25 protein-coding genes are annotated in these 22,193 nt (G+C 60.7%); 10 read left to right on the top strand and 15 right to left on the bottom strand.

The window, feature by feature from the left end; translation table 11 throughout:
• Positions 1–58 precede the first annotated feature (58 nt).
• The 4 genes from KI614_RS04565 (at position 59) to KI614_RS04550 (ending at position 2,389) form a co-directional block, all read left to right on the top strand.
• Positions 59–886 (top strand): DUF692 domain-containing protein, encoded by an 828-nt coding sequence (locus tag KI614_RS04565; protein ID WP_226408204.1) that lies wholly within the window; start codon positions 59–61, stop codon positions 884–886.
• Entirely contained in the window at positions 883–1,626 is a 744-nt protein-coding gene (locus KI614_RS04560) for a DUF2063 domain-containing protein (RefSeq protein ID WP_226408203.1), read from the top strand. Before KI614_RS04565 ends, KI614_RS04560 begins: the two co-directional genes overlap by 4 nt.
• Positions 1,623–2,117 (top strand): DoxX family protein, encoded by a 495-nt coding sequence (locus tag KI614_RS04555; protein WP_226408202.1) that lies wholly within the window; start codon positions 1,623–1,625, stop codon positions 2,115–2,117. Before KI614_RS04560 ends, KI614_RS04555 begins: the two co-directional genes overlap by 4 nt.
• Positions 2,118–2,242: 125 nt before the next feature.
• On the top strand, positions 2,243–2,389 hold the full coding sequence (locus tag KI614_RS04550; protein ID WP_203468926.1) for a hypothetical protein: 147 nt from the start codon (positions 2,243–2,245) through the stop codon (positions 2,387–2,389).
• Between the two features lie 47 nt (positions 2,390–2,436).
• On the opposite strand, the gene KI614_RS04545 is transcribed toward KI614_RS04550, so the two are convergent.
• The 6 genes from KI614_RS04545 to KI614_RS04520 are packed head-to-tail and all read right to left on the bottom strand — an operon-like array spanning position 2,437 to position 7,976.
• Positions 2,437–3,705, bottom strand: coding sequence for a mechanosensitive ion channel family protein (locus KI614_RS04545; RefSeq protein WP_226408201.1), 1,269 nt, complete (start codon positions 3,703–3,705; stop codon positions 2,437–2,439).
• Positions 3,702–4,964, bottom strand: a complete 1,263-nt coding sequence (locus KI614_RS04540; RefSeq protein WP_226409233.1) for an RsmB/NOP family class I SAM-dependent RNA methyltransferase — start codon at positions 4,962–4,964, stop codon at positions 3,702–3,704. The genes KI614_RS04545 and KI614_RS04540 overlap by 4 nt, the downstream gene beginning before the upstream one ends.
• Positions 4,965–5,014: 50 nt before the next feature.
• Positions 5,015–5,977: a DUF3108 domain-containing protein gene (locus KI614_RS04535; protein WP_226408200.1), complete on the bottom strand. Its 963-nt coding sequence runs from the start codon at positions 5,975–5,977 to the stop codon at positions 5,015–5,017.
• 6 nt (positions 5,978–5,983) lie between these two features.
• The gene (purN, locus tag KI614_RS04530; protein ID WP_226408199.1) at positions 5,984–6,631 is read right to left on the bottom strand and encodes a phosphoribosylglycinamide formyltransferase; all 648 of its coding nucleotides are present in this window, start codon (positions 6,629–6,631) and stop codon (positions 5,984–5,986) included.
• The gene (locus KI614_RS04525) at positions 6,628–7,335 is read right to left on the bottom strand and encodes a hypothetical protein (protein WP_226408198.1); all 708 of its coding nucleotides are present in this window, start codon (positions 7,333–7,335) and stop codon (positions 6,628–6,630) included. Before KI614_RS04525 ends, purN begins: the two co-directional genes overlap by 4 nt.
• A complete protein-coding gene (locus KI614_RS04520; RefSeq protein WP_226408197.1) occupies positions 7,335–7,976 on the bottom strand; it encodes a DedA family protein in 642 nt (213 codons plus the stop codon). The genes KI614_RS04525 and KI614_RS04520 overlap by 1 nt, the downstream gene beginning before the upstream one ends.
• Before the next feature lie 55 nt (positions 7,977–8,031).
• Here KI614_RS04520 and mutL point away from each other — a divergent pair, with 55 nt between their 5' ends.
• Both mutL and KI614_RS04510 read left to right on the top strand, forming a co-directional pair.
• Positions 8,032–9,882 carry a DNA mismatch repair endonuclease MutL gene (gene mutL, locus KI614_RS04515; RefSeq protein WP_226408195.1) on the top strand — a complete coding sequence of 617 codons (1,851 nt, stop codon included), beginning with the start codon at positions 8,032–8,034 and terminating at the stop codon, positions 9,880–9,882.
• 40 nt (positions 9,883–9,922) lie between these two features.
• Positions 9,923–10,315, top strand: a complete 393-nt coding sequence (locus KI614_RS04510; protein WP_226408193.1) for a hypothetical protein — start codon at positions 9,923–9,925, stop codon at positions 10,313–10,315.
• A gap of 10 nt (positions 10,316–10,325) precedes the next feature.
• Here KI614_RS04510 and KI614_RS04505 read toward each other — a convergent pair whose 3' ends face one another.
• From KI614_RS04505 to KI614_RS04495, 3 genes are read right to left on the bottom strand one after another with little or no spacing between them, the layout of a single operon-like run.
• The gene (locus KI614_RS04505; protein WP_226408191.1) at positions 10,326–10,823 is read right to left on the bottom strand and encodes a TPM domain-containing protein; all 498 of its coding nucleotides are present in this window, start codon (positions 10,821–10,823) and stop codon (positions 10,326–10,328) included.
• Positions 10,824–11,696, bottom strand: a complete 873-nt coding sequence (locus tag KI614_RS04500; protein WP_226408189.1) for a TPM domain-containing protein — start codon at positions 11,694–11,696, stop codon at positions 10,824–10,826.
• A gap of 7 nt (positions 11,697–11,703) precedes the next feature.
• Positions 11,704–12,315 (bottom strand): LemA family protein, encoded by a 612-nt coding sequence (locus KI614_RS04495; protein ID WP_226408187.1) that lies wholly within the window; start codon positions 12,313–12,315, stop codon positions 11,704–11,706.
• Between the two features lie 194 nt (positions 12,316–12,509).
• On the opposite strand from KI614_RS04495, the gene KI614_RS04490 reads away from it, so the two are divergent.
• Positions 12,510–13,598, top strand: a complete 1,089-nt coding sequence (locus tag KI614_RS04490; RefSeq protein ID WP_226408185.1) for a calcium:proton antiporter — start codon at positions 12,510–12,512, stop codon at positions 13,596–13,598.
• A gap of 66 nt (positions 13,599–13,664) precedes the next feature.
• On the opposite strand, the gene KI614_RS04485 is transcribed toward KI614_RS04490, so the two are convergent.
• The gene (locus KI614_RS04485; RefSeq protein WP_226408182.1) at positions 13,665–14,528 is read right to left on the bottom strand and encodes an MBL fold metallo-hydrolase; all 864 of its coding nucleotides are present in this window, start codon (positions 14,526–14,528) and stop codon (positions 13,665–13,667) included.
• A 106-nt stretch (positions 14,529–14,634) separates the two neighbouring features.
• Here KI614_RS04485 and KI614_RS04480 point away from each other — a divergent pair, with 106 nt between their 5' ends.
• On the top strand, positions 14,635–15,537 hold the full coding sequence (locus KI614_RS04480; RefSeq protein WP_226408180.1) for a LysR family transcriptional regulator: 903 nt from the start codon (positions 14,635–14,637) through the stop codon (positions 15,535–15,537).
• Here KI614_RS04480 and KI614_RS04475 read toward each other — a convergent pair.
• Positions 15,531–15,764: a hypothetical protein gene (locus tag KI614_RS04475; RefSeq protein ID WP_203468912.1), complete on the bottom strand. Its 234-nt coding sequence runs from the start codon at positions 15,762–15,764 to the stop codon at positions 15,531–15,533. The two genes, KI614_RS04480 and KI614_RS04475, sit on opposite strands and share 7 nt — an antisense overlap.
• Before the next feature lie 71 nt (positions 15,765–15,835).
• On the opposite strand from KI614_RS04475, the gene miaA reads away from it, so the two are divergent.
• On the top strand, positions 15,836–16,780 hold the full coding sequence (gene miaA, locus KI614_RS04470; protein ID WP_226408178.1) for a tRNA (adenosine(37)-N6)-dimethylallyltransferase MiaA: 945 nt from the start codon (positions 15,836–15,838) through the stop codon (positions 16,778–16,780).
• Here miaA and KI614_RS04465 read toward each other — a convergent pair.
• The 4 genes from KI614_RS04465 to KI614_RS04450 form a co-directional block, all read right to left on the bottom strand.
• Positions 16,770–17,897 carry a response regulator gene (locus tag KI614_RS04465; RefSeq protein ID WP_226408176.1) on the bottom strand — a complete coding sequence of 376 codons (1,128 nt, stop codon included), beginning with the start codon at positions 17,895–17,897 and terminating at the stop codon, positions 16,770–16,772. The two genes, miaA and KI614_RS04465, sit on opposite strands and share 11 nt — an antisense overlap.
• A 111-nt stretch (positions 17,898–18,008) precedes the next feature.
• Entirely contained in the window at positions 18,009–18,668 is a 660-nt protein-coding gene (locus tag KI614_RS04460; protein ID WP_226408174.1) for a septal ring lytic transglycosylase RlpA family protein, read from the bottom strand.
• 4 nt (positions 18,669–18,672) lie between these two features.
• Positions 18,673–19,713, bottom strand: coding sequence for a phosphoribosylformylglycinamidine cyclo-ligase (gene purM, locus KI614_RS04455; protein ID WP_226408172.1), 1,041 nt, complete (start codon positions 19,711–19,713; stop codon positions 18,673–18,675).
• A gap of 118 nt (positions 19,714–19,831) precedes the next feature.
• Positions 19,832–20,755: a LysR family transcriptional regulator gene (locus KI614_RS04450; RefSeq protein WP_226408170.1), complete on the bottom strand. Its 924-nt coding sequence runs from the start codon at positions 20,753–20,755 to the stop codon at positions 19,832–19,834.
• Positions 20,756–20,853: 98 nt separating this feature from the next.
• On the opposite strand from KI614_RS04450, the gene KI614_RS04445 reads away from it, so the two are divergent.
• Positions 20,854–22,158 (top strand): MFS transporter, encoded by a 1,305-nt coding sequence (locus tag KI614_RS04445; RefSeq protein WP_226408168.1) that lies wholly within the window; start codon positions 20,854–20,856, stop codon positions 22,156–22,158.
• The last annotated feature ends 35 nt before the right edge of the window (positions 22,159–22,193 follow it).

The following is a 22,193-nucleotide window of genomic DNA, read 5'->3' as shown; positions in this document are numbered from 1 at the left end:
TCAGGCTGGCGGTGCAGGCTACGGCCTGACCGCCGCCCCCACTGGCCAGGAGCCATTCATGACACACCGCCCGCTCGGCGGCGCCGGTCTCGGCTTTCGCCGCGAACTGATCGACGCGCTGAAAACTCACGTCCCCGAGGAAATCGCCTTCTTTGAGCTGGCACCGGAAAACTGGGCCGGCATGGGGGGCAAATCCGCCAAGGACTTGCACCACTTTACCGAACGCCACGCCTTTGCCTGTCACGGGCTGTCGCTCTCGCTCGGCGGCATTGCCCCGCTCGACATCAAGCTATTGCAACAGATCCGGCGCTTCATGCGCGAACACGGCATGAGGCTGTACACAGAACATCTTTCCTGGTGCGCCGACGACAGCCATCTCTACGATCTGCTGCCAATTCCGATGACGGAAAAAGCCGTGCGATGGACGGTCGACCGCATCAAACAGACGCAGGACATTCTCGAGATGCAGATCGGCATCGAAAATGCCTCGTATTATTTTTCACCGCCGGGCGCCGAGATGAGCGAGCCGGAATTCATCAGTCGCATCGTGCACGAAGCGGACTGTCTGCTGCATCTCGACGTGAACAACATTTACGTCAATAGCCGGAATTTCGGCTTTGATCCAGCCGCATTCATGGCCGCCCTGCCGCTCGAAAAAACCTGCTACATCCATGTTGCCGGCCATTACGTCGAACCCGACGGATTGCTCGTCGACACACATGGCGCCATGGTCATCGATTCGGTCTGGCAGCTACTGGAAACAGCGTATCAGCGCACCGGCGTGGTTCCCACCTGCCTCGAACGCGATTTCAATATCAGCGATTTGGCGGCGTTGACCGCGGAAGTCGCGCACATTGCACGCCTGCAAGCCGGAGCCACCCAATGAGCGCAACTGACTTTCAAACTTTCCAGCGCGCCCTCGGCCGCCATCTGCGCGACCCGCGGCGCAGCCCACGCCCCGCCGGCATCCCGGCTCGCCGGATGGCGATCTACAACGAGTTGCTGTTCACCAACATCTGCGGCTTTCTCGACTCATGTTTTCCGGTATGCCGCGCCACGCTCGGCGAGCAACGCTGGCGCCGCCTGAACCGCCACTTCTTCCGCGACTGGCCGAGCCATACTCCCTGGTTTCGAGAAATCCCACAGGAATTTGTCCGCTATCTGCAGGCAGCAGAAATTCGCCAGCCGCTTCCAGCGTGGTTCACCGAACTGGCTCATTACGAATGGGTGGAGCTTGCGGTCGACATCATGGATTGCCCGATTCCGCCGCACGATCCGGCCGGCAATCTGCTGATCGGCCAGCCACTGCTCAATCCGACGTTGATGAACCTGGATTACCAGTGGCCGGTGCATCTGATCGGCCCGAACTACAGGCCGCGCAAGATCCAGCCCAGCCAGTTGCTGGTTTTTCGCGACCGGGAGGACAAGGTCCGGTTTGTCGCCAGCACCCCGGTCACCTCGCGCCTGCTCAAGCTGATTGGCGAGCACGGATTGAACGGCCGTGCCGCCTGCCTGCACATTGCCGCGGAACTGCACCACCCGGCCCCCGAAGCACTGGTCAGCCACGGCCACGCCATGCTCAGCCAATTGCGCGAGCAAGGCATCATCCTGGGAACAAAATCATGAAAACCATGCTCGCCCGCAGCTTTTCCGCCCTTGACTGGCTCGGACTATGGCTTGCCATGCTCAGTCTGCGCATCCTGCTCGGCTGGGATTTTTTTGAATCGGGCCTGGAAAAGTTCAACGGTGAAAACTGGTTCATGGACATCCAGGAACGCTTCCCCGCCCCGTTCAACCTGATTCCGCCGGAAATCAGCTGGCAGATGGCCACCTGGTTCGAACTGCTCGGCGGACTGGCCCTGGTCATCGGCCTGGCCACCCGCTTTTTCTCGATCTCGCTATTCGTCCTGACGCTCGTCGCGATTGCCAGCGTGCACTGGCCGGATAGCTGGGCGACCTTGAGCCAACTGATGCAGGGCTATGGATTTACCGACAAAGGGTTTGGCAACTTCAAGCTTCCGGTCCTCTTCCTCGGCATGCTGTTGCCCTTGATCCTTGGCGGACCGGGAAAGCTGTCGCTCGATCACTACCTGCGCCGACGCTGGCTCAAGTCGTGAAACAAAGCGGCTACAAACCAGAAACAACCGTCAACCAAGGTTACAAAGCCCATCCACAAGCAGAACAGACGCCGGCTACCCGGTTCGCTACAGTGATTTCACCCTCAAACACTGAAGGAAAAATCATGGAAAAGACCCGCAACAAGGTTCGCAAGTTTCTGAAACTGGACAAACTCGGTCAGCGTGTCGCACAAGCGGCACGTTCCATCAACCGGCAGCGCAAGGAAAGGGCGATCCGGGCATTTGAGCGCAGCCTGATGCCGATTGCCTGAGCCACACACCCTCTTACTAAACCGATGGCGGACAACCCGAAACCGGGTTATTCCGCCGTCGTCGTATTGAGCAGGCGCACTTCGCGCTGGGGAAAGGGAATCTCGATCCCGTTCTCGCGGAAACTGCGCCAGATACCGAGATTGATGTCCGACAACACATTGCCGCGCCCTTCTTCCGGGTCGGCGATCCAGAAACCGAGTTCAAGATTGATGCTGCTGTCACCAAACTGAGTCAGCATGACACGCGGCGCCGGATCAGCCAGTACCCGCGCCTGGGCGCTCGCCACATCGGTCATCAACCGCATGACCCGATCGAGATCGCTGTTGTAAGCCACCCCGACCGTCGTCGCCAGACGCATGCGGCTGTCGGAATAAGTCTGGTTCTGGACCACGCTGCCGATCAGCGTCTCGTTCGGCACGATGAACTCCGTCCCGCCGGGGTGCTTGAGCACCGTGTAGCGCGTCGTGATCTGGGTGACCTGCCCGCTATCCGCCCCCACCTGGACAATGTTGCCCAGTTTGATCGAGCGATCGAGCAGGATGATGAAGCCGGAGACATAATTGCTGGCGATTTTCTGCAAGCCCAGCCCCAGGCCAACACCCAGCGCACCGGTAAAAACCGAAAGCGCCGTCATGTCGATCCCGACCAGCGACAAGCTGGTGACAATTGCGAGAACCGTGAGCAGCGCCTTGGCCAGGCGCACGCCGACAATCCGCAGGCTGGAGTCGAGACGATCGAGGCGCATCAGCTTCGCTTCGATCAGACCGGCAATCCAGAGCGCCAGCACGACAGTCAGGAAGACCGTGACAATACCGTGCAGGATCATCCACAGATTGATCCGCTGCTTGCCAATCGCGAACTCGACCTGCTCAAGCGAATCGATCACATACGGCGCAACATCGGTGATGTAAAGCGCCAGCCAGCCCCAGACCACGGCGGCAATAATCCGCTCCCAGGCCGACAACCAGGCTGCGCGGGGAAAAGCCTGGCGCAGGACGAAAATAACGCTGCGTACCAGCGCCATCGAACCGAGCAAAGGCAAAGCCAGCTTGAGCAGATTGACGTGGAAGAACGGCTTGAGCGCCAGTCTTGCCACGCCGACCAGCACCATGCCGGTGACCGGAAAGACCAGACGGGCACCGGCATCGCTCAGGCGACCGGCCCCCTCCTGGTGACGCCCGTGCCAGAAGCGGGCAAACAGATAAGCCCCACCCAGGCAGAAGAGCAAGGCCAGCACCTGCCAGATGAAATTCGGATCGTTGATGTCCGCCCAAATATCATTGAGCAGCTGCAACGCCGGATTGTTCTGGCTCATGCCTTCTTGTCCAGCACGGCCGCAAAGAAACCGTCGGTCAGATGCTGATGCGGCAGCAAACGCAGCAAGTCACCTTCCAGCGAGACGCCGTGACGAGCCAGCACGGTCGACGCCGGAACCAACTCGAAATCGGGGTGACTGGCCAGGAAAGCTTCGATGATCGCATCGTTTTCCGCGGTCAACAGGCTGCAAGTGGCATAAACCACACGCCCGCCCGGACGCACCAGCTTGGCTGCGGCGGCAAGGATGGAAGCCTGCTTGACGGTCAGTTCGGCAACCGATGCTTCGCTCTGACGCCATTTCAGATCAGGGTTGCGCCGCAAGGTACCCAGGCCGGAACACGGCGCATCGACCAGCACGCGATCGACCTTGCCGGCCAGACGCTTGATCTTGGTATCGCGCTCGTGCTCGATGCGGGCCGGATGCACATTCGACAGGCCGGAACGGGCCAGGCGCGGCTTGAGATTGCCCAGCCGCTTGTCGGAGACATCGAAGGCGTAAAGACGGCCGGTATTCTTCATCAAGGCCCCCAGCAGCAGCGTTTTGCCACCGGCTCCGGCGCACAGGTCGACGACCATTTCGCCGCGTTTCGGCTCGAGCAGGTAGCCGAGCAACTGGCTTCCTTCGTCCTGCACTTCGAACGCCCCTTCGAGGAAGAGCGGGTGCTTGGCCAGCGCCGGCTTTTCACGCAGACGGATGGCGGTCGGCGACAAGGTACCGGCCACACCTTCAATGCCATCGGCCGCGAGGCGCTCAAGAACGGCATCACGATTGCTCTTGAGCGTATTGACGCGCAGGTCGAGCGGTGCCGGCTGGTTCAGGGTGCGCGACAAGGCCAATACTTCATCGGCTCCGAACTGGGCTGCCAGACGCTCGTACAGCCAATCCGGCAAATCACAGCGCACGGCCGGGGCAAAGTCGGTTTCCGGCATCGATTTGGCTGCGGCCAGCCATTCTTCCTCGCTCGCCTTGAGCACGGGGGCCAGTTCGCGCTGGCTCCAGCCGCGCGTCACAGCCAGCGCAACCAGCAACAGGCGACGGTCGGAAATCTGACCGGCACAGCGTGCTTCCAGACTACGGCCGCGGCGCAGCACGGCAAAAACCGTTTCGGCGACAAAGGCCCGGTCGGCATGACCCAACTGACGATTTTCGCGGAAATAGCGCGAAACAACGGCATCAGCCGGGTGGTCGAAGCGCAGCAACTGGCCGAGAACGGTTTCAGCGTGGGCGAACAGGGCGGGAGTGAAACGAGCTTTCATCATTTTCCTAAATCAACAGCTGTGGTTGGGCACCACGGGTACTCAAAACATCAAGGGTCAGCCGGTTTGGCCGGCAGGCCGATTTCGGCGGCCATCTGGGAATAGCTGTCGCCTTTTTTATCCGTAAACCGGATTTTAACCGGCAAGCGGTGAAGATCGAGCGCAATCCAGATTTCTGTCGTGTTATCGGTCATCGCGCGCAGGTGCAGCGTACGAAAACGACCCGCCGGCGTCTCTATTTCTTCTTCGCCGAGCGAATCGAGGTTGTAACGCTCATATTTCTTGCCGGTCACCACGCCAAGCGCCGTGCCGGCCTCCAGGCGGGCAACGTAGGCCAGCTGGTAATTGAGCGACAGGATGTCCTGCGTTCCCGGCGCAATCTCGCGCACGCTGCCGTCACGCGACAACCTGACAACCGCGGTCGACCAGTCAAAATCGGCATTTTCGTTGGCGTCGACACCATTCTTCAAGCTGCGGAATGTTTCCGGCTGCAAACCGCCTGCCACCAGCCGGCCCCGGCTTTCAATGTCGAGGCGTACCGGCTTGAGCAAGGCGGCCAGACCGCTGGTTTCCGTCGTCCCGGCAAGGCGGTAGCTGCCATCGGCGGCAAATTCCCAGCGATGCTCCGCTCGTCCGACCTGCAAATCGAGCGAATCCTTGAAAATGACGAAACGAATCGCCCCTTGCGTCGGCAGGAGCGGCTGGGCTGGCTCGGGGGCCGCAACTTCCGCGGTCGACGCTTGTTCCGGAGCGATTTCCACGACTGGCTCGGGTTGGGGGGCAATCGACGGCGGCGTCGCTTGCCGGCTGGTCAAATGCTTTGGCACAGGCTTCCGGGCAATCCGTCGGGGCGCTTCAGGCTTTGCGGCGGGCGCTGCCGGTAAAGGCCGCAGCTCGGCTTCCAGCCTGGGCGACTCACTCCCCTGGCCGGGCAAGACCAGATCCGTACCGAACAAGGCCGCGGCATGCAGCACCAGCGACCCGGCGAGGGCGACCAGCAGCGCAATCGGCATCGTGCTTCAGCGCACCTCGGGCGAAATCAGGACCGATTGATCGACCAGATCGGCCGCCAGCCTGACCCGGCCGTTTTCAAGCCGCAGCTTGTCTTCGGCAAACCAGCGCACGGCCTGCGGATAGACCTTGTGCTCCTGAACCAGAATGCGGGCTGCCAGCGCCGCTTCATCGTCGCCATCGAGCACCGGCACGGCAGCCTGGATGACGACCGGACCATGATCCAGCTCAGCCGTGACGAAATGCACCGTGCAACCGTGGATCCGCACGCCTTCCTCAAGCGCCCGCTGATGCGTGTGCAGGCCGGGGAAGGATGGCAGCAGCGACGGGTGGATATTGAGCAGGCGACCTTCGTAATGACGCACGAAATCGACCGTCAGAATGCGCATGAAACCAGCCAGCACGACCAGATCGGGGACAAAACCGTCGATGCATTCAGCCAGCGCGGCATCGAAGGCTTCGCGCCCGGCAAATGCCTTGTGGTCGATGTAGTACGTTGCGATGCCTGCCTTGGCGGCCGTCTCCAGGCCTTGGGCATCCGGCCGGTTGCTGATCACGGCGGCGATATTGACCGGCAGTTTGCCGGCATCGCGGGCGGCAATCAGCGCTTCCATATTGCTGCCACGGCCGGAAATCAGGATGACGATATTCTTCATTTCAAAAAACTCACAGGCAAAAAGATCGTGCTGACTACCGTTTGAGTCAGCCGTGAAAGAGTGCGGCCATTGCGATCGGCAACCACCTTGGCCATCAGGTCGAGCAAGCCCATCAAACGACCGAATTCGCGCTCGAAAGACAGATTGCGATTGGCCGGATCAAGTTCATTCGAGAGCAGGTAAAGCTCTCCGCCGGGCATCCGGTCATTGCCCAGCTTCCAGACTGCAACTTCCATGTTGCGGGCGCAGTTGAACAGTTTCAGCTCATTCAGGCTATCCAGCACATAAAACTCTTCCTTGTGCTCGAAAGCCGCATCAGCCATGGTCAACAAGCCCAGCATCAGCGCGGCAACCCGGTCGCCGCCGTAGTTTTCACTGAAAGCCAGCGCCGCTGCCTGTCCTTCGCGCAAGCCGCCGAGTTCGGGCAGGCTGCGGTAGTGACGCATGCGCAAACGTTCCAGCGCCGCCTCCCGGCTGACCACACCGGCTTTTTTCCATTCTTTCGGATTCCGCCGGTACAACTTGTCGGCAATCAGCATCAACCCGGCCATCACCTCGGCCCGATTGGTATCGGCGATGCGGTCGACTTCCGATTTGGCCAGATATTTGAGGTCGACCGCAGTGTCCGTCCGGCCATCCTTCCCCAATTTCGTCGTGCACGCCATCAGGCCAAGCGCAACGAGAAGGAGGAAGAACCAGCGCATCAGGCTTCCCGCGTTTTCAGATAACCAACACCAATCGGAATCAGTGAGGAAACGACAATCCCGACGATGATCAGCGACAGATTGGTTTTAACCCAGGGAATATTGCCCAGCCAGTAACCGGCGGCACACAGCGAAACCACCCAGCCAATCGCGCCGATCAGGTTGAACAGCGTGAACTTGGCGTAGGACATTGCACCAATGCCGGCGACAAACGGCGCAAACGTACGGAACAGCGGCAGAAAACGCGAAAGCACCAGCGTCTTGCCGCCATGCTTTTCGTAGAAAGCGTGCGTCTTGATCAGCGCGTTGCGGTTGAAGAAACGCGAATTTTCCCAATGAAAGACCTTGGGGCCAAAAAAACGGCCGATCTGGTAATTCAGCATGTTGCCGAGAATGGCTGCCGCCGAAAGCACGCCGATCAGCACAAAGATATCCATGCCGCCCTCACCCAGCGCAGCCAGCGCACCGGCCACGAAAAGCAGCGAATCGCCCGGCAGGAAAGGGAAAACGACAAATCCGGTTTCGGCAAAAATGATGAAGAAAAGAATGCCGTAGATCCACAAGCCATGTTGCTGCACCAGCAAAGCCAGGTGCTTGTCGAGATGAAGCACGATGTCGAGAAACTGCGCGAAGAATTCCATGCGGCAAGGCCAAGGCGGATAAAGGCGTCATTTTACCTCAAGGTATAATCGCACCATGCCCACGATTGCCCGCCTCCCCGACCTGCTGATCAGCCAGATTGCTGCCGGCGAAGTCGTAGAACGTCCCGCCTCGGTTCTCAAGGAACTGCTCGAAAACAGCCTCGACGCCGGCAGCAAGGCCGTCCAGGTGCATCTTGAAGAAGGCGGCGTCAAGCTGATCCGCATTACCGATGACGGTTGCGGCATCGCCAAGGAGCAGCTTGCCCTGGCCCTGACTCGCCACGCCACGTCGAAAATCGTTTCGCTCGATGACCTTGAACGGGTTGGTACGCTCGGTTTTCGCGGTGAAGCGCTGGCCTCGGTCGCTTCGGTCGCCCGGCTGGCGATCAGCAGCCGCGAACGCGGCGCGGGCCATGCCTGGAAACTGAAAGCCGAAACCGGCGCCGAGCCGGAACCAGCGGCGCTGATGGCCGGCACCGTGGTCGAAATGCGCGACCTGTATTACAACACCCCGGCCCGGCGCAAATTCCTCAAGGCCGAGGGCACCGAGTTCGCCCATTGCGCCGATGCCGTCAAACGCCTGGCGCTGACCCGGCCGGATGTCGCCTTCAGCCTGACCCACAACGGTCGCAACCTGTTCCAGCTGGCCCCGGCCGACAGCGCCCGCCGCATCGCAGACATTCTCGGCGACGACTTTCTCGGCGCGGCTCGCGCGGTCGACGCCGCCAGCGGCCCGATTTCCATCGCCGGCTTTGCCATCGACCCGACCCGCGCCAGCGACGCCAAGGATGGCCAGTACGTCTTCGTCAATGGCCGTTTCGTGCGCGACAAGATCATCAGCCATGCGCTGCGCGAAGCCTACCGCGACGTGTTGCACGGCAGCCGCCAGCCGGCCGTCTGCCTTTTTGTCAGCATCGATCCAGCACTGGTCGACGTCAATGTGCATCCAGCCAAGACGGAAGTCCGTTTCCGCGATTCACGCGCCATGCACCAGTTCGTTTTCCACGCCATCCAGCGCACGCTGGCCGCACCGGTACAGAACGACAATCGCGACCTGGCCGTGCCGGCCGATACCTTGCCCGGCACCGCTCCTCAGGCCTACACAGTCAGCCCGTCAGCATCGACCGGCCACACCGCCCCGGCTTACGCCCAATACGCGCCGCCCCTGCGCCACCAGGGCAGCCTCGGCGTGGCCGAACCGGCCGCCGCCGCTTACCTGGCCTTCGCCAAGGCCACGCAAAATATCGGGACAATGACCTACGCGTCAGGCAACCCGGCGAGCACTCCGCAATTCAGCCCGAATGAGACAGTCGACCGCGACGGTCCGCCGCTCGGCTACGCCCTGGCCCAGTTGCACGGCATTTACGTGCTGGCCCAGAATGCACGCGGCCTGGTCCTGATCGACATGCATGCAGCGCACGAACGCATCCTCTACGAAAAGCTGAAAACTGCTTTCGACAATCGCCAGATTGCGACGCAAGCCCTGCTCATTCCCGCCGTTTTTTCGGCCGAGCCGCTCGATATTGCCGCCGTCGAAGAACACAGCGAAGCACTGGCCGAACTCGGCTTCCAGATCACCGCACTCGGCCCGAACCAACTCGGCGTGCGCAGCGTGCCTGCCTTGCTCCAGTCCGGCGATCCCGCCGCGCTGGCCCGTTCGCTGATCGGCGAACTGCGCGAGCACGGCATCACCCAGTTGGCCACCGCCCGCCGCAACGAGTTGCTCGCCACCATGGCCTGCCACGGCGCGGTACGCGCCCGTCGCCAGCTCAGCGTGCCGGAAATGAACGCGCTGCTGCGCCAGATGGAAGAAACCGAACGGGCCGGCCAGTGCAACCACGGTCGCCCGACATGGACCGAATTGCCACTGGAACAGCTCGACAAGCTCTTCCTGCGTGGCCAGTAAACGCCCCGCACCCGCCCTTCAACATACCGAGAAAAATTCCATGGCGATTTCCTGGCTGACCGTACTGCAAAGCGTTCCCTGGTCCGACGTGATCAGCAATGCCCCGAAAGTGGCCGACGGCGCAAAAAAACTGTGGGGCTCGATGGGCCGGAAGTCCGGTGCGACGGCGCCAGCTGGCAGCGACCTGAGCCCGGCCGAAGACCAAAGCATCGCTTCGCTGCATACCCGTTTGCTTGCCGTCGAGGCTGAACTGGCCAGCCAGCATGAACAATTGCTCGCTTCGTCCGAGCTGATCAAGGCACTAGCCGACCAAAATGCACTGCTCATCGCCCGCGCTGAAGCGGCGCGGGTCCGCATCGGGCGACTCTGGATCAGTGCGCTGCTGCTCGGCGGCATCGCTGCGGCCGGTCTGGTATTGCATTTCGTCCGGTAAAAAAGGCGCTTTAAAGAATCAACGGGCGATCCGGCAATTCATTCGGATTGCGTTCGCCTGCCGGGAAATGTCCGGCCAGCAGGCTGCCGGCCTGGCGAATAGCCCCTAAGGCGCCGTCACGATAGTCGCCGGCCTTGAAGGCGGCTTCCATGCCACGACAAATGGTGTCCCACTCGGCCTGTGCCACTTTGGCGGCAATGCCGCGATCCGCCAGGATTTCGACCTGCCGGTCGACCAACTGGACGTAAATCAGCACACCACTGTTGCCCTCGGTATCCCACACCCCCAGACGGGCAAACAGGTCTGCTGCCCGCTGTCGCGCCGTACGCCCCCGCCGCAAATCGGCCCAGGGCATCGGCCCTTCGACGACAAAACGGATTTCGCCGCGCTGCCCGGCTTCGGCCACCTCGACTGCGGCGCCGATTTCCGCCGACAGTGCCGGACCGAAGCGCCGGGCCGCCAGCCAGGGCGGGGTCAGCAGGTGTTTGAAGATTCGTCCGACATTCATTTACCAGCTCCCCGAGGCACCACCGCCGCCACCCGAACCACCGCCCCCGCTGAAGCCACCACCGCCCGAACCGCCGCCCGAGCGACCGTTCAGGACGCCGCTGAGCAAGATATCCAGTCCGAAGACCGCCAGCAGGATACCGATCACCGCCCCGCCGATCACTCCGGCCAAGCCGCCGACCAGCAGCCAGCCCAGCCCGGCGCTCAAGCCACCGGCTACCGTACAGCCGAGCAAATTACCGAGCAACTGACGCAGGATGGTGCCGCCGACCACAATGACCAGCGCCACGCCGATCAGCATGGTTTCGGGAATATCGGCCAGCCGCCCAAATGAAGGCCCGCTGCCTTGCGGCGCAGAAGGCTCCGGCAATGATTCGCCGTCCACCACCTTGAGGATGGCATCGACACCGGCTTCGATGCCGCCGGGAATATTGCCGGCCTTGAACTGCGGCGTGATGGTTTCCGAAATGATCCGTTTGGCAGTCGCATCATTCAGCGCGCCCTCCAGGCCGTAACCAACTTCGATGCGCAGCCGGCGATCATCCTTGGCAACGATCAGCATCACGCCATCGTCAATCCCCTTGCGCCCGACTTTCCAGGCATCGAACAGGCGTATCCCGAATTGCTCGATCGTTTCCGGCTGCGTACTCGGCAACACCAGGACAACGACCTGCGCCCCTTTGCTGGCTTCGAAAGCAGCCAGTTTCTGCTCCAGGCCGGCGCGCTGCGCGTTATCCAGCGAGCCGGTCAGATCGGTCACCCGCGCCGTCAGGCCAGGCAGCGCAACCAGCCCGGTCGCCTCCGGTGCCGCCCAGGCGAACACCGAAAACAGGCAGAGCAGTAGCGCGGCGAAATGGGCAGCCAAACGTTTCACTCAGGTTTTACTGTGCGGCCGCCGGTTTCGGCGTGTTGAAGTCGATCTTCGGTGCGGAACTGATCGCTTTTTCGTCGTCGACCGTGAAATTGGCCTTGGCCTTCCAGCCCATCACCATCGCCGTCAGATTGTTCGGGAAGGTACGCACTGAAATGTTGTATTCCTGAACCGCCTTGATGTAACGGTTGCGCGCCACGGCGATACGGTTTTCAGTCCCTTCGATCTGCGCCTGCAGATCGCGGAAATTGGCATCGGCCTTGAGTTGCGGGTAATTTTCGGAAACCACCAGCAAACGACTCAGTGCGCTGGACAATTCGCCCTGGGCTTTCTGGAACTTGGCAAAGGCGGCTTCATCATTGACCAGCTCCGGCGTCGCCTTGATGCCGCCAACGCTGGCGCGCGCTTCGGTCACCCGGGTCAGGACTTCCTTCTCGTGGGCCGCGTAGCCCTGGACGATGGAGACCAGATTGGGCACCAGATCGGCCCGCCGCTTGTACTGGTTGAGCACCTCGGACCAGGCGGCATTGACGCCCTCGTCATTGGTCAGTATCTGGTTATAGCCACAGCCTGAAAGCAGCGAGCTAATCATGGCAATCAGGACAAACAGGCGAAATTTCATGGCGGAACGCTCCCGGTAACAAAATCAATGCGATCAATATGGGGCAGGCTCGGGCAAAGCTCAAGACCATCCGTGTAACGTTTCGTATGGCCGATCCGGCATTTGCCGGCCAGAAGCCGGGTTGACCGCAGCAGTCCAAAGAGGATGGCATCGTTTATCATCAAGCCTCTGCCACTGCTCTGGAATGACTGACCATGCCCCGCCCAACCCTCCTTGGCCTGCCGCCGAGTACCGTTGCCACGCCGCTTGCTGCTTGCGCCTTGCTGGCCGCCAGCTGGGGACAGGCGCTGGGCTGGATGATGCTGCTGGCCGTTTCCGGCGTGTTGATCGCGACCGTCCTGGTCGCCGTCTTTCATGCCGAAGTGATTGCCCACCGCGTCGGCGAACCCTTGGGGACGCTGGTCCTGGCACTGGCGGTCACCGTCATTGAAGTGTCCCTGATCGTTTCGATGATGCTCTCCGGCGGGTCAGACGTCGCCGCACTGGCTCGCGATACCGTCTTCGCCACGGTCATGATCATCTGCAATGGCGTGATCGGCTTGTGCCTGCTGGCCGGCGCCATCCGCCACCGTTTTGTTTCCTTCCGGGTCGAGGGAACCAGTTCGGCCCTTTCCGTGCTGGCCGCCCTGACCACGCTGACCTTGATTCTTCCCGAGTTCACAACAACCACGCCCGGTCCGACCTACGCACCGTCGCAACTGGCTTTTGCCGGACTGATGTCCTTGTTGCTCTACGGCGTTTTTGTGTTCGTCCAGACCGTTCGCCATCGGGACTTTTTCCGTCAGCCGGAAGGTGTGGCCGAAGAGGAAGACCATGCGGCACCGGGCAATCCAAGCGCCCCACTCAGCCTGGGTCTGCTGCTCGCCTCGCTGGTTGCTGTCGTCGGGCTGGCCAAGATGCTCGCCCCGGCGATCCAGCGTGGTGTCGAAGCAGCGTCGGCGCCGCCCGCCGTGGTCGGCATCGCCATCGCCATGCTGGTCCTGCTGCCGGAAACCTGGGCAGCACTGCGAGCGGCGCTGCGCAATCGGATGCAGACCAGTCTCAACCTTGCGCTCGGCTCGGCGCTGGCGACGATCGGTCTGACCATTCCGGCGGTCGGATTGCTCTCGATCATGCTCGACGTTCCGCTGGTTCTCGGTTTGCCGGCCAAGGAAATCGTCCTGCTCTTCCTCACCTTGCTGGTCAGCACGATCACGCTGGCCAGCGGCCAGGCCACCGTACTGCAAGGAGCCGTTCATCTGGTCCTGTTTGCGGCCTTTCTTTTCCTCGCCATCATTCCCTGAGAACAAGCCAAGGGCCGCGGTCAAACTGCACCGCGGCCTCCTTGCCTTACCGCTGCGTATCGCGGCTTACCACTTCATTTCGCCTTTATTGACCTTGGCGCCGATGTCGAGCGCAATCCCGAGACCGGCCTTCGGATAGGCGGTTTTCATCGTTTCGATCAGAGCGGCAGCATTGCTGCTGCTTGCTGCGGTCGACTCGAACTTGACCAGGTAATTCCGCGTATAGCCGATGGCCGACGCATCGAGCGGCGTACCGGCTTGCATGTGACCGGGGACAACGACCGCCGGTTGCAGTGCGGCCATTTCATCCAACTGGGCGAGCCAGGCCTGGCGCTCGGCGGGCTTCTGGGTGTCTGCGGTCCACACATGCAGATTGCCGAAAACGCCAATGTTGCCGACCACCGCCTTGAGTGACGGAATCCAGACGTAAGGACGGTGCGCCAGCAGACCTTCGCTGCCGCGGATTTCAATCGTTTCACCATCGACCGTCAGGCTGTGGCCGCTGAAAGCCTGCGGCAGCACAGCTTGCCGTGGCGCATTGGCTCCCATTTTCGGCCCCCAGAAAGCCACCTTGCCCTGAACCTTGGCCTTGATTTTCTCCAGCACGGCAGGGCTGGTCAGCACCTCGGCCTGCGGGAAAACTTCCTTCAGTACGTCGACACCGAAGTAGTAATCGGGATCGGCCTGGCTGACGTAAATCGTTTTCAGTTGCTTGCCGCTATCGAGCACATTGGCGGCAATCCGGTAGGCATCGGCACGGGTAAAACCGGCATCGATCACCACCGCTTCCTTTTCACCGGTCACCAGCACCGAATTGACATGAAAGCTACCGGCTTCGGCGTTGTAGACCTTGAGTTGCAGCGGTTGGGCCGCTTCGGCACCGGCAAAGGACAGGGCCAGCGTGGCGGCGATGAGTGTTTGGCGAATCATGGTGAGCTCCTTGGGTTGAATGTGTTGCGACGGGAGCCACTTTAATTTCAAATATCAGACAAATAAATCAGGTAATCTGCGCATAATTATTTCAAAAAAAGAAACAATGGACAGACTGACCGCCCTCCACATCTTCAGCGACATTGCCGAAACCGGCAGTTTCACCGCCACGGCGGAACGTCTGGAACTGTCGCGCGCCATGGTTACGCGAGCCATTGCCGAACTTGAACAATGGCTGGGCGCCCGCCTGCTGCAACGAACTACCCGACGCGTCACGTTGACGGAGGCCGGCATCCAGTGCCTGCGCCGCAGCCAGCAAATGCTCGCGCTGCGCCAGGACATGGAAGAAGAAATCACCCCGACAGACAGCCAATTGCGCGGTCAACTACGCCTGACCAGCAGCATGTCCTTTGGCCATGCGCATCTGGCGGCGGCGCTGGGGGATTTTCTTGAGCGGCATCCGCAACTGAAAATCGACCTCGACGTCGGCGACCGTGCGGTGAACCTGGTCGAAGCGCGTATCGACCTTGCCATCCGGATCAGCGCCGAGCCCGATCCGGCCTTGATCGCCCGGCCACTGGCCGAATGCACATCGATGCTGGTGGCGTCCCCCGGCTACCTGGCACAACATCCAGCCATTCTGCAGCCCGGCGATCTGTTGCAGCACCGTTGTCTCGGCCACAGCAATTTTGGCCGCAGCGAATGGCGACTCAGCCGTGCCGAGGAAAGCATCGAAATCGCGGTCAGTTGCCGCTTTACGGCCAACGAAGCAACCGTGCTGCGGGAAGCCGCCTTCGCCGGCAGCGGCATTGCCCTGCTACCGACCTATCTGGTTGCTCCGGCAGTCAGTGCAGGCCATTTGGTCCAGGTCCTGCCGGCCTGGCAACTGCCCCGGCTGACCATCCATGCCTTGTATGCCTCACGCCGCCATCTCTCGCCGGCAGTCCGGGCTTTGGTCGACTTTCTGGTCGAGCGCTTCGCCACCCCGCGCTGGCAAGAGGCTTATTGAGGCGGTTTGGCGAGCTGGGCCTTGACGATAGGCCCGACCGAATTCCAGACCCAGGAACTGGCCCCGACCACCAGCGCCGTACCGACGATCAGTTGAATCAGCAAAACGATCAAATCATGCTGCTGGCGGCTGAGTTTGCGCGCCGGATTGGTCGCTCCGCATCCCGGACAAGCTTCGGCTGAGGTATCGACTTTGTGGCCGCAGGCGCGGCAGGGAACGAGGGACATGGCTACTCCACTGGGTTTTGCCCGATTATAGGCCGGAGCACCGCGCCCGGTGCGTGGTAGCATTCGCCGCCATGAATTCGCCTCGCCTGCCTCCCGCCATCCTGATCATGGGCCCGACCGCCTCGGGCAAGACCGCGGCCGCCATGGCACTGGCCGACCGTTTCCCGGTCGAGCTGATCAGCGTCGACTCGGCCCAGGTTTTCCGCGACATGGACGTCGGTACCGCCAAGCCGGACAAAGCCACGCTGAGCCGCTATCCACACCACCTGATCGACCTCATTTCGCCGGAAGAAAGCTATTCGGCAGCCCGTTTCCGGGCCGATGCGCTGGCCGCCATGGCGCAGATCACGCAAGCCGGCAAGGTCCCCGTTCTGGTCGGTGGAACCATGCTTTACTTTCGCGCCTTGCTCAATGGCCTGGCCGAACTGCCGCAGGCCGATGCCGCACTGCGCACCGAAATCGATGCCGAAGCGGCACGCGAAGGCTGGCCGGCAATGCATGCCAAATTGGCCCTGCTCGACCCGTCGACCGCAGCACGCCTGCACACGACCGATAGCCAGCGCCTGCAACGGGCACTCGAAGTCTGCCGCCTGAGCGGCCGGCCGATGTCCGAACTGCTGGCCGAGAGCGAACAGCAAAAACCGGCCTACGACTTTCTCTCGATCAGCCTGCTGCCGTCAGACCGCGCCGTGCTGCACGAACGTATCGCCCGGCGCTTCGATGAAATGCTGCTCGGTGGCCTGGATGAAGAAGTCCGGCGCTTGCGCGAAAAATACCAACTGAATCTCGGCCTGCCATCGATGCGCTGTGTCGGTTATCGCCAGACCTGGGAAGCCCAGGATGGCCTGCTGCCGAAGAAGGAATTGCGCGACCGCGGCATCTTCGCCACGCGCCAGTTGGCCAAGCGACAAATCACCTGGCTGACCAACTCGTTCGAATCCGAACAGTTTGACTGCCTCGATGCCGCGCTGAGCGAACAAGTCGCCCGGCGCGTCAGCGAATTCCTTACTTCCTGAGCAAACCCTCCAGGCTCTTGGCCAAGGCTTCAAGCTGGCCGACGATCTGCAGGCTTTCGTCCTGCGTTCCGACCATGCGCTGCATGAACTCACTGGCCATCGCCGTCATGCGCTCCTCCTGGTCTTCGGTCAAGCCGAGGTGCACATAGGATTTCATCAAGGCTTCCTGAAACTCGATCATTACCTGGGTCAGCGAAAAACAATTGCGCCGGTAATTCGACTGCACGGCATCCAGCGTGTCATGCAGGCGCGGCAAGGCTGACTCGATGCCGCTACGCCGGCGCTGGGTCAGGATTTCCAGCTCGATGGCGCGCAAGCGGGCCTCGGCACCTTCGGCCAGCAAAGCACCGTTATCGCGAATCCGGCCACAACGGTCGGCATCATCGACCGGCATGTTGTTCACCATCAAGGTGACCTGGCCGTAGTTGAAGACGCAACGCGATTTGAAATGAAAAATCCGGCCAGAGTGCTGCACATGGTTGAGTACCGACACCTCAAGCGGCAGGTTGACCCCGTTCTGGCTGACCGACAACACCTCGCCCCCCAACCGGAACTGAACCGCGGCCTGCAAATCGTATTGCTGCATCGCCTCAAGCACGGCGGCAGCCAGTTCATCAGCCGTTGCGCAGGCAAAGGACTTGCTCAGAAATTGCAGCACGACCCCCAGTTCGCCCATGCTGACCATGGCTGACATGGCGGTTTTCTGGGCATAGCCAGCCTGCTCGTGGAGCGCCTTCTTTTCAGCCAGCAAGCGCCCGGCAACCGCCAGCTTGCGCTGCAGTTCGGCTGGTTCAAAAGGCTTGATGATGAAATCGTCGCCCCCTGCTTCGTAACAAATCAGGCGCGTCTCGATATCGTCATGGCCGGACACGAAATAAACCGGAACGTCCTGCGTATCCCAATCTTCCTTGAGATGACGGCACAGGGCATAACCGTCGATTTCCGGCATCGAGACATCGAGTAAAAAAAGATCGGGCTTTTGTTCGGCGACGCGTTTCAGGCAAAGGTCGCCGGAACTGAAGGTTTCAAGCTGGCAAAAACCATCAAGAATACCCGTCAGGATATCGAGAATCAGTTGATCATCGTCGACGGCATAAACACGCAATGCAGCATCCATTGAAAGCCTCGGCAAAATGACTTTGGAAAATCCATTTTCCTTTGCTTGGCCGCAGCTGACAAGGTGTTTTGTCAAATTAGGCAAATTTTCAATAGACCACTTACATACGACTTATTCCCGCCCCGGCACCTCAGTACCGATTTCCGGCAAACGCGGCGGTCGACCGCAGGAAAGGCATTCTTTTTCAATCTCGAATGCCGCATGACATGCCGCCATGCCCTGCCTTTCCCAACCATGTTTCATGGCCGCAACCCGCACCAGCACGACACCGGCGCGCAGCATTTCGAGATATTCAGCAACGCCGCGCGAGACATCGATGACTCGCTGCCGGTGTTTGGCATGCATCCGGTCGTTAACCTTGACGATGGCACACAGGTCATTGTCGAGGCGGCGCACAGCCACCATCGAACCGAGTGGAAAATGATTGCTTGCCGCGGTGAACTTCCTGACATCGAAGGATTCGCCGGTCGAGGTTTTACGCCCCCGAAAACCATGGCCGTAAAAGCTGGCAGAACCTTTCAGTCCGACGCTCTCCGACTCAATGATGTCGGCCTGCCCGACCTCGGCAAAGGTCGCCCTGGCTGCACGCTGCTTCTTTTTGGTTTTTTTCGATGATTTGACCGATGACGGCCTGGCAACCGCCCTGCCTGCAACGGCCTTGACGGATTTACCGACCACCGGCCTGGCCGGTGGTTTCTTGTTCGCTGCCCAGACAGCCGGCGAACCATTCAGTAACAGCAGGCCGCAGACGAATGCCGCGACCCACCGCAACCGGTCAGACCACGAGGGTCTGCGCTTCGTCACCCTGGCGGGCCCGAATGACACCAATTTGATAAACCGCTTCGCCCTGTGCCTTCAGTTCGGCCAATGCAGCAGCGGCATCGGCAGCGGCAACGACGACCACCAGGCCGATACCGCAGTTGAAGGTGCGATGCATTTCGTTTTCGGCAACGTTGCCTTCCTTCTGCATCCAGTCGAACAGCTTCGGACGCGGCCAGGCAGCCTTGGTCAGTTCGGCCACGGTGTTTTCCGGCAGCACGCGCGGCACGTTTTCAAGCAAGCCGCCACCGGTGATGTGAGCCATGCCCTTGATATTGACCTTCTCCATCGTCGCCAGCACCTGCTTGACGTAGATACGGGTCGGCGCCATGACGACGTCGGCCAGCGAACGGTCGCCGTCGAACGGAGCATTCATGTCCGGATTGGAGCGTTCGATGATCTTGCGGACCAGCGAGTAGCCGTTGGAGTGGGCGCCGGAAGAAGCCAGGCCGAGCACAACGTCACCCGGCGCAATGGTCTTGCCGTCGATCGCCTTGGACTTTTCGACAACGCCGACCGCAAAACCAGCCAGATCGTATTCGCCCGCCGGGTACATGCCCGGCATTTCGGCGGTTTCGCCACCGATCAGGGCGCAGCCGGCCAGTTCGCAACCCTTGGCGATACCGCCAACGACGGAAGCGGCGGTGTCTACATCGAGCTTGCCGCAGGCGAAGTAATCGAGGAAGAAGAGCGATTCGGCACCGAGCACCAGGATGTCATTGACGCTCATGGCGACCAGATCCTGGCCAACGGTGTCATGGCGATTCAGTTCGAAAGCCAGCTTGAGCTTGGTGCCGACGCCATCGGTACCGGACACAAGCACCGGCTCCTTGTAGCGCTTCGGCACTTCGAACAGGGCGCCAAAACCGCCGATGCCGCCGAGCACGCCTTCGCGCAGGGTTTTTTTGGCAAGCGGCTTGATACGATCGACGAGGGCATCGCCCGCATCGATATCGACGCCGGCATCACGGTAGGAAAGGGAAGTAGTCTGGGTCATGGTCGGGAGAAATCTGCCAGGCGCGGAAGAAGTCCGCTGGGAAAAAAAAGTGATTTTACCCGAAACCGACTGAGCGCCCTAACTGACTGGCAGGCAAAGGAAAAAAGCAGGAACCCGATTACCAGCTGGAACGGCTCTGATTCGGACTATCGGCATGCTGGCTCAGGTAATCGCGCAGATGCTCGACAAAATAAGCCACCTTGGCCGACAGGTTCAGACGTTCGAGATAGACCGCATAAACGTCGGCAGCGGGCGTATCGTAATCCGCCAGCAATTGCACCAGGCGGCCGCTGCGCAGATATTTGGCGACATCCCACTCGGCACGCATCAGGATGCCGTGACCTTCCAGCGCCCAGTTGAGTGCAACTTCGCCATCATTGGTACTCAATTTGCCATGCACCTTGATGGTTTCCGTCTGTTTCCCCTTGATCAGGCGCCAGTGGCCATAGGCTGATTCGTTCTGGCGCAGGACGATGCAGCGATGTTGCGTCAGGTCGTGCGGGTAGACCGGCTGGCCGGCAGCACGCAAATAAGCCGGCGAGGCGCAGAGCAGTCGTCGATTGGCAGCAACCTTCTTGGCAATCAGGCGCGAGTCAGGCAGATCACCGAAACGAATCGAGACATCGACCGCCTCGTCCGGCAGGCTGATCGGACGGTCGGTCAGGTGCAGTTGAACCTCGACATCCGGATACATCCTCGTGAATGCCGAAATTGCCGGGCCAATGTAGGAACGGCCGAAACCCAGCGGTGCGTTGACCCGCAACAAGCCTTTCGGGGCCGCCCGGCTGCTTGAAACCAGGCGCTCCATGTCGTCGATATCGCTCAGGATGCGTTGCGCATTTTCGAAATAAACCTCCCCCTCACTGGTCAGACTGATCCGCCGTGTCGTCCGGTTCAGCAGACGTACGCCAAGGCGCTCCTCCAGTTGCGTCAGGCGACGAGAGACCGCCGGCGGCGTCAGGTTCAGCTCTCGCGCTGTTGCTGCAAGGCTGCCCTGTTTGATCAGCAGACAGAAAAACGCCAGTTCGGAATCGGTATTCATTATTAAGTTTTTTGCAATGATGAATTAACTTTACATCGATTCATCTATTTTCAAAAGATCCTAATCTCCGCTCCACGCAACATATAACGGAGACAAAAATGGAAATGGATATCGAGAAAAGGACCTTGCGCCGAATTACCTGGCGCATCGTGCCCTTCATCATGCTGCTGTATTTCGTTGCCTACCTGGATCGAGTCAATATCGGTTTTGCGGCCCTGACCATGAAGCAGGACCTGGGTTTTACCGCATCCATCCTCGGCTTTGGCGCAGGCATTTTTTTCTGGGGTTACTTCATGTTCGAAGTCCCCTCCAACATCATTTTGCACAAAGTCGGCGCACGACTCTGGATTGCCCGCGTGATGGTCACCTGGGGAATCATTTCGGGCTGCATGGCCTTTGTCGAGGGGCCAACCAGCTTCTACGTGATGCGTTTCCTGCTCGGCGCCGCCGAGGCCGGTTTCTTCCCCGGCATCATCCTGTATCTCAGCTACTGGTTCCCAGCCCGGCATCGGGCTGGCGTGACGGCCTTCTTCATGGCCGCGGCACCGATCTCCACCGCGCTGGGCTCGCCGGTTTCCGCCGCACTGCTCGAAATGAATGGCGTGATGGGGCTGGCCGGCTGGCAGTGGATGTTCATCCTCGAAGCGATCCCGGCGCTGATTCTCGGCGTGGTGGTTTTCTTCTACATGACCGACCGCCCGGAAAAGGCCAAGTGGCTGCCGGACAACGAGCGCGCCTGGCTGGTGAATGCGATGAATGCCGAAAATGCCGCCAAGGGTGACGGTGCCAAACACGGCGTCCTGGCTGGCCTGGCCAATCCTCGCGTACTCGCCCTGGCGATGATCTATTTCGGCACCTCGGCCGGCTTGTACACACTCGGCATTTGGGCACCGCAAATCATCAAACAGTTGGGCGTCTCGTCGATGACTGTCGGTTTCCTGAACGCTATTCCGCCCATCGTCTCGGTCGTCGCCATGGTCTTGTGGTCGCGCCATTCGGACCGCACCGGCGAACGTACCTGGCACGTCATCCTGGCATGCCTGGCCGCCGCCATCGGCCTGGTCATCGCCGCCGGCGCCAACAGCGTGGTCGGCCTGATTGCCGCGCTGACCATCGTCAACGTCGGCATCAGCTGCGCCAAGCCGCCCCTGTGGAGCATGCCGACCATGTTCCTGTCCGGCGCCGCAGCTGCCACCGGGATCGCCACCATCAACTCGATCGGCAACCTCGGCGGCTTCGCCGGCCCGGCCATGATCGGCTGGGTCAAGGATCAGACCGGCAGCTATGCCGGCGGCCTTTACTTCGTCGCCGGCCTGCTCGTGATCTCTGCCGTTCTGACACTGCTACTGGGCCGTTCGCAGAAACCAGCGATGGCCAACACCGCCGAAGCCGCAGCGCACTAACCCCTCCCCCACCCCAACAAATTTCAAAGGAGCAC

It is taken from the genome of Dechloromonas denitrificans, assembly GCF_020510665.1.
Lineage (GTDB): Bacteria > Pseudomonadota > Gammaproteobacteria > Burkholderiales > Rhodocyclaceae > Azonexus > Azonexus denitrificans_B.
This window is presented reverse-complemented; position numbering and strand designations above follow the sequence as displayed.